This is a genomic window from Gordonia araii NBRC 100433, assembly GCF_000241265.1.
Taxonomy (GTDB): Bacteria; Actinomycetota; Actinomycetes; order Mycobacteriales; family Mycobacteriaceae; genus Gordonia; species Gordonia araii.
The window spans coordinates 45,304-51,742 of sequence record NZ_BAEE01000028.1 but is presented as its reverse complement, the minus strand read 5'-3'; the positions used below and the strand labels follow the sequence as shown (position 1 = coordinate 51,742).

The window sequence follows — 6,439 nt, the reverse complement described above, 5'->3', positions numbered from 1 at the left end:
AGACAGACCGACATCGACAAGCTCACCGCCACCAGCGGACCCAACAACCGCGCCGTCGGCCAAAACCCACGCCAATGGGAAACCCTCTACCAGCACACCGGGCCACACGCCGGCCGGGTCACCTGGCGACTACGCTGCCACGACGGCCTCGCCGGCACCCCGCGCATCAACCACGCCCACCACCCCGCCGACCTGGCCCGCAACACCATCAACCACATTCGCGACAAGGGCGGCAAACGATCGGCACGTCACGAACACGACCCCGATCCGCCTGACCGGCCAGCGAAACCCGATCAGCCGTCCAAGACCACCGACTCGCAAGTCGACAGACGCCTCTGCACCCGGCTCGGCTACACCGTTCTTTAGTCGTCGACCTGGCCGTAGCCTCTAGTCGTCGCTGCCCTCGAAGACGGTCGTCACCGCACTGTGGTCCGACCATCGCAAGTCGTAGGCCTCCGGTCGGTGCACGTAGGACTTCACGGCACGTTCGGCGAGTTCCGGCGTCGCCAGGTGGTAGTCGATGCGCCACCCGGCGTCGTTGTCGAAGGACTTTCCCCGCCACGACCACCAGGTGTACGGCCCAGGCACGTCGCCGGTCAGCGTGCGGGTGACGTCCACCCAGCCGTCGTCGAGCAGCGCCGCGACCCACTCGCGTTCATGCGGCAGGAAGCCCGGGCTACGACGATTGGTCTTGAAGGCTTTGAGGTCGTTCTCGGTGGGCGCGATGTTCCAGTCGCCCCCCACGACGGCGTGCCGTCCGGTGGCCGCCTTCTCGCTCAGGTAGCCGCCGAACTCTGCCAGAAACCGCTTCTTCTCGGCGAACTTGCGCTCGTCGGTCTCGGTCGCCGTCGACGTGTGTGCCGGATCGACTGCACCCTTGGGCAGATACAGGCTCGCAACGGTGACCTCGCCGAGCGACGTCGGAACGTCCACTTCCACGTACCGGCCGAGCGTGTCGAACTCGTCGCTGCCGAAACCGGCGCGCACCGCCGTCGGCTCGGCTCGCGTCAGGACTCCGACGCCGGCATGCCCCTTCACCGTCGACTCCGACATCGTGAGGTGCCAGCCGTCGTCGATCGCCGGCGCCAGCGCTTCGCGCGCCTGCTCCTCGGTTGCGCGGATCTCCTGCAGCGCAACGGCTTCGGACTCCAGCTCGGCCAGCCACGGAAGCAAACCGAGATTCTCGGCCGAGCGCTCCTTGACCGCCGCTCGAATGCCGTTGACGTTGACCGTGGTTACCGAAATGCTCACTCGGTCAAGGTAACGAGTCGCACCGACGCCCAGGGTTATCGGGTCACCAGGTGGAGAAGCCGGTAGCGCGGCACCTCATCCATCCGCCCTCCGCCTCACCGTCGAGCGCTTCGAGGGCATCGCGAATCGCCTGGACTCACCCCTTGGTATCGGAGACGCGCTCGAAGTGCGCGTACGCCTCTTCGTCCGCCCACTCGATCACGTTGTACAACCGGGTTCCATCGACGCTGGCGAGAATGCGCGATGATCGATATCCCGGATAGTCCCGCACCCATTCGAGCTGGATGGCTGCGAACGCATCAGCCAACTGCCGTTGGGTTATCGGGCCGTCGACGGTGTAGTCGATGACTGAGTATTAGGTCCCGGCGGCTTCGCTCATGTTCTTCGTCATGGCAGAAGCGCTAGAACCTCAATCCCAGTTGAGGTCAAGGTGCCGTGTGCCGCGAAATCGAGCTTAGGCCCTCAGCGCCTTCGCCAGGTTCTCGTCGAGGGTCGCGAGGAACTCCTCGGTCGTCTGGTACGCCTGGTCACCGCCGACGAGCAGCGCCAGGTCCTTGGTCATCTTTCCCGATTCGACGGTCTTGATGACGACGTCCTCCAGGGTGTTGGAGAACTCGCGCACGTCGGGGGTGTTGTCGAGCTTCCCACGATGGTCAAGGCCGCGGGTCCAGGCGAAGATCGACGCGATCGGGTTGGTCGACGTCGGCTTGCCCTGCTGATGCTGGCGGTAGTGACGGGTGACCGTCCCGTGGGCGGCCTCGGCCTCACACGTCTTGCCGTCCGGGGTGAGCAGCACCGACGTCATCAGGCCCAGCGAACCGTAACCCTGCGCGACCGTGTCCGACTGCACGTCGCCGTCGTAGTTCTTGCACGCCCAGACGTAGCCGCCCTCCCACTTGAGACAGGAGGCCACCATGTCGTCGATCAGCCGGTGCTCGTAGTGCAAGCCGGCGGCGTCGAATTCGGATTTGAACTCGGTGTCGAAGATGTGCTGGAAGATGTCTTTGAAAGCGCCGTCGTAGGCCTTCAGGATCGTGTTCTTCGTGGAGAGGTACACCGGATAATTCCGCTGCAGCCCATAGTTGAACGAGGCGCGCGCGAAGTCCTCTATCGACTTGTTGAAGTTGTACATCCCCATCACGACGCCCCCCTCGTCGGGGGTCTTCACGATCTCGTGCTCGATCGGCTCGGAGCCGTCCTCGGGCGTGTAGGTGATGGTGACGGTGCCCGCGCCGGGCACCTTGAAGTCGGTGGCGCGGTACTGGTCGCCGAAGGCGTGACGGCCGACGACGACCGGCTTGGTCCAACCGGGCACAAGGCGCGGAACGTTGGAGATGAGGATCGGCGCACGGAAGATCGTGCCGCCGAGGATGTTGCGGATCGTGCCGTTGGGCGAGCGCCACATCTTCTTCAGGCCGAACTCTTCGACGCGCGCCTCGTCGGGCGTGATCGTCGCGCACTTCACGCCGACGCCGTGCTTCTGGATGGCGTGCGCCGCATCGACGGTCACCTGATCATCGGTCGCATCGCGGTGCTCGATGCCCAGGTCGTAGTAGTCGAGGTTGACGTCGAGGTAGGGGTGGATCAGCTTCTCTTTGATGAACTGCCAGATGATCCGCGTCATCTCGTCGCCATCGAGTTCGACAACTGTCCCTTCGACCTTGATCTTGCCCATATGGCTGGTGCCCTCCTCGGCATCGGATGCGCAGGTTGTGGCTGCGTCTGCGTCTGGCGCCAGGTCTTCTCGCGGGTTACGCGACGGCGACCTGCGTTAGATCAAACCTAGTACGCACGTGGTGGCCCTGCGTCCGAGCTAAAACATAACGCGCGTACTGTTTAGCTAGTCTACCCGGTCGCTTTGTTGCGTTCGTCACTACCTCTCAGCTGCGAAACGACCGCTTGCGCCGGGCCGCCGAACCGAGCGATTTCCGCCCGATTCCGAGCCCCTCCGACGCCGGAGAATTCAGCACGGTGAGATCCGCGTTTCCGGCAGATGACCGACTCCGCACGACCCCTACCAGGTGCGACGTGAGAATTCCGGGCGCGCAACGATAGTCGTCACCACACGTCAGGAGAACGACATGACCGACGACAACAGCCGGATCACCCTGCGATTCCTCGCGGCCCCCACCGACATCGCCTCCCTCGGCGGCGCGGTCCGCGGCGGCCGCCTGCTCAACTGGATCGACAAGGCCGCGTACGCCTGCGCGGCGGCCTGGTCGGGCGGCTACTGCGTGACCGCCTACGTCGGCAACGTCCGGTTCTCGCGCCATGTCTCGGCAGGCGACCTGGTCGAGGTATCCGCGCGCATCGTCTACACCGGATCGTCGAGCATGCACCTGATGTGCACCGTGTCGTCGGCCGACCCGTGCAGCGGCGAGTACCGCGAGGTCAGCGATTGCCTCGTCGTCCTCGTCGCACTCGACGAACACCGCCGGCCCCGACCGATCCCCTCATGGCGCCCCACCACGCTGACCGAGATCGCCGACGCCGAAGCCGCCATTGCCCGCATCGAGCTGCGCAAGCGGATCGGCGCGGAGATCGACTCGGCGGTGCTGAGCGCCGAAGGAACCGCGCCGCGCGCGACGATGCGCTTCCTGGCCGCGCCCACCGACGTCAACTGGGGCGGTAATGCCCACGGCGGCCGGATCATGGAATGGATGGACGAAGCCGCCTACCTGTGCGCGGCGCAATGGGCCGGCTCCGACTGCGTGTCCGCCTACGTCGGTGGAGTTCGCTTCTACGCGCCGGTTCACATCGGCGATGTCGTCCGCACCCGCTCCCGTCTGCTGCACACCGGTCGCCAGACTATGCACGTCGCCGTGCAGATGAGCGCCGCCGACCCGCGAACGGGCGTCTTCCGCGACACCGGGCACGCGCTGGCGATCGTCGCCGCCGTGGACGGCAACGGCGATGCCACCGAAGTGCGGCCGTGGCATCCCATCACCGACGAAGACATCGCGCTCGACGCGCACGCGCGCGAACTCATCAGGCTGCGACGGGAAGTCCCCCGCGCTCCGTTGCACGTGAACTAGCCGCCCCACGTGAGCTGGCCGACGCGCTAGTCAGCCGACGCGCTAGTTGGCCGAGCCGCCCGAGGTGGTCCCACCGGGTGTCCCGGCGTTCGGACCGGAGTTGCCGCCGGCACCGGTGCCGCCACGCTGACCGCCCCAGGAGTCTCCTCCCCAGCGCGACGGACCCGACTGTCCCGGCTGACCGCCACTCTGACCCGACTGGCCGCGTTGTCCGGACTGGTCGCCCTGTCCGCCGCCCCACCTGTTCTGACCGGTGCCGGGTGTGCCCCAGCGATTCTGGGGTGCGGACCCACCCTCAGGGGCCGCGGGCTGCGTCGGAGTCGCCGGTTGCGTCGGTGCCTCAGGTGCCGCGGGCTGTGCTGGCGTGGCCGGTTGCGTCGGTGTCTCAGGTGCCGCGGGCTGCGTCGGTGCCGCGGGCTGCGTCGGTGCCGCGGGCTGCGTCGGTGCCGCCGGCGTCGGTGCCGCCGGCGTCGGTGCCGCCGGTTGTGTCGGCGCAGCGGGGGCCGCTCGGCGGGGTGCGTGCCGAGCCGGATTCCCTGGCGCAAGTCCAGTCGGCGCATTGCCGGCCGACCGACGCGCGCTGTCTCCGGGGGTTGCAACCCGGCCGCCGTCATGCGAGTCGGCGGTGTCGGGGGCCGACGGCGTCTGCACCGCCGTCACGCGGGCGGCATTCGGCGTCGGCGGCGAATCCGAGGCAGCCGACTCCGAGGCGTCCGACTGCGCCGCGGCCCAGAACTGAGTTTTCGCGGCGGCCTTCAGGTCGGCGACGAAGTCGCCCGCGACCGCCGGCAGTGCCGACAACGCCGAGGGTGCCGCCGGGCCAAGGTCGTCCGCCCACTCGACGGTCTTGCCCCAGTACTTCGTCTCGTCGGGAATGAATCCGATCGACCACTGCTTGCCGAGTAGCTCCGACGGACCGCCGAGCGCGGCGCTGAGCTTGTTCCCCCAATAGATGGTCCCGTTGATCGGTATCGCCAGAATGCTCGCGACACTGCGGGCGAGGGCGGTCGCGGCGGTCGTGAACTGGGAGGCGTTTCCGGTCAGCGCAGGGACGACTCCACCGACCAGGTCGGCGAAGGTGAACAGATCGGGCAGGTATCCGCCAGCGTTGTAGGTGATGTACGGGATCTGCGGCAATGCGCTGTAGATCAGGTTGATCACCGGCTGGATGTCGGAGATCGTGACCCCGGGCAGGACGTTGTTGAGGTTCAGAACGCGTTGGATCTTGCCGTATAGGTCGGGGATGTCGTCGGCGTTGGGGAGGCCGAGCGCGGCGGCGACCTGGCGGATCGCCAGCGTGACCGACGAGGTCCGCGACACCACGCAGACGGTCCCGCCATTGTTCGGCGCCTGGCTGCAGGTCGTCGATCCTTCGTCGATACCGGCCTGCCACGCTTCCGCGGACCGCTCGAGTCCCATCCATCCCAGCAGCGGATAGTCCCCGTGCTTGAGGATGTAGCCGACGAGCGAGTCGATCGCCCCCAGGGGATCCTTGATCGGATCGGCGAGGTAACAGATCCCGTCACCCTGGCTGCACAGCGTCGTCACCTGCAGGTCGCCGAAGCCACCTTTACGTGAGCCGGACATGGTCAAGCCGGGGATCACCCCCAGGAAGCTCAACTCGATACCGCGGCCGAAGAATCCCGGTATGCCCTCTTGGCGCGGATCGGAATAGAGCGTGCCGGTGATCCCCGCCTTGTCGATTCCTTCTATGCCCTCATTGCCGATCTCGGACAGCACGTCGCCGGCCACACGGGCGCCTTGCGAGTAGCCGACCACCTCGATGTGCCCGGTCTTATCTTCCGTGGAGGCTGGTCCGCACTGCTTCTGGTATTCGGCGATGGCATCTCGCGTCGCCTGCTTGCCCAATTCGATGTCCTTGTCGAAGCCCACCGAACCGACCGGCCACAGCGTCGTCGGGTACCTCACCTCGATGACGTCTTTGCCTTCGGTGTTACGCGCCCGATGTTTCACCGCTTGCATCGACCTGTTGTCGACGTCATTCGTCCCGGGCACCATCAGAACGGCGCCATACTGCGAACACGCCGCCCGGGCACCACCCGGTGGCGTCAACAGCGCCGCGCCCAGCGCCACACCGCCGGCTATCGCAACCAGCGCGGTCAAGCGCTTCATCCTTGTCGCAGTGGACCTTC

5 protein-coding genes and 1 pseudogene are annotated in these 6,439 nt (G+C 66.6%); 2 read left to right on the top strand and 4 right to left on the bottom strand.

Annotated elements, in window-relative coordinates:
* Nucleotides 1-366 (top strand): annotated as a pseudogene (locus GOARA_RS20125) (DUF222 domain-containing protein); the annotation flags it as partial.
* 21 nt (nucleotides 367-387) lie between these two features.
* Here GOARA_RS20125 and GOARA_RS04985 read toward each other — a convergent pair.
* The 3 genes from GOARA_RS04985 to GOARA_RS04975 form a co-directional block, all read right to left on the bottom strand.
* Nucleotides 388-1,251, bottom strand: coding sequence for an exodeoxyribonuclease III (locus tag GOARA_RS04985; protein ID WP_007321212.1), 864 nt, complete (start codon nucleotides 1,249-1,251; stop codon nucleotides 388-390).
* 136 nt (nucleotides 1,252-1,387) lie between these two features.
* The gene (locus GOARA_RS20120) at nucleotides 1,388-1,558 is read right to left on the bottom strand and encodes a hypothetical protein (protein WP_007321211.1); all 171 of its coding nucleotides are present in this window, start codon (nucleotides 1,556-1,558) and stop codon (nucleotides 1,388-1,390) included.
* A 147-nt stretch (nucleotides 1,559-1,705) separates the two neighbouring features.
* Nucleotides 1,706-2,926 carry an NADP-dependent isocitrate dehydrogenase gene (locus GOARA_RS04975; RefSeq protein WP_007321210.1) on the bottom strand — a complete coding sequence of 407 codons (1,221 nt, stop codon included), beginning with the start codon at nucleotides 2,924-2,926 and terminating at the stop codon, nucleotides 1,706-1,708.
* A gap of 406 nt (nucleotides 2,927-3,332) precedes the next feature.
* Here GOARA_RS04975 and GOARA_RS04970 point away from each other — a divergent pair, with 406 nt between their 5' ends.
* Nucleotides 3,333-4,286 carry an acyl-CoA thioesterase gene (locus GOARA_RS04970; protein ID WP_007321209.1) on the top strand — a complete coding sequence of 318 codons (954 nt, stop codon included), beginning with the start codon at nucleotides 3,333-3,335 and terminating at the stop codon, nucleotides 4,284-4,286.
* 42 nt (nucleotides 4,287-4,328) lie between these two features.
* Here GOARA_RS04970 and GOARA_RS18855 read toward each other — a convergent pair whose 3' ends face one another.
* A complete protein-coding gene (locus GOARA_RS18855; RefSeq protein ID WP_007321208.1) occupies nucleotides 4,329-6,410 on the bottom strand; it encodes an alpha/beta hydrolase family protein in 2,082 nt (693 codons plus the stop codon).
* Nucleotides 6,411-6,439 lie beyond the last annotated feature (29 nt).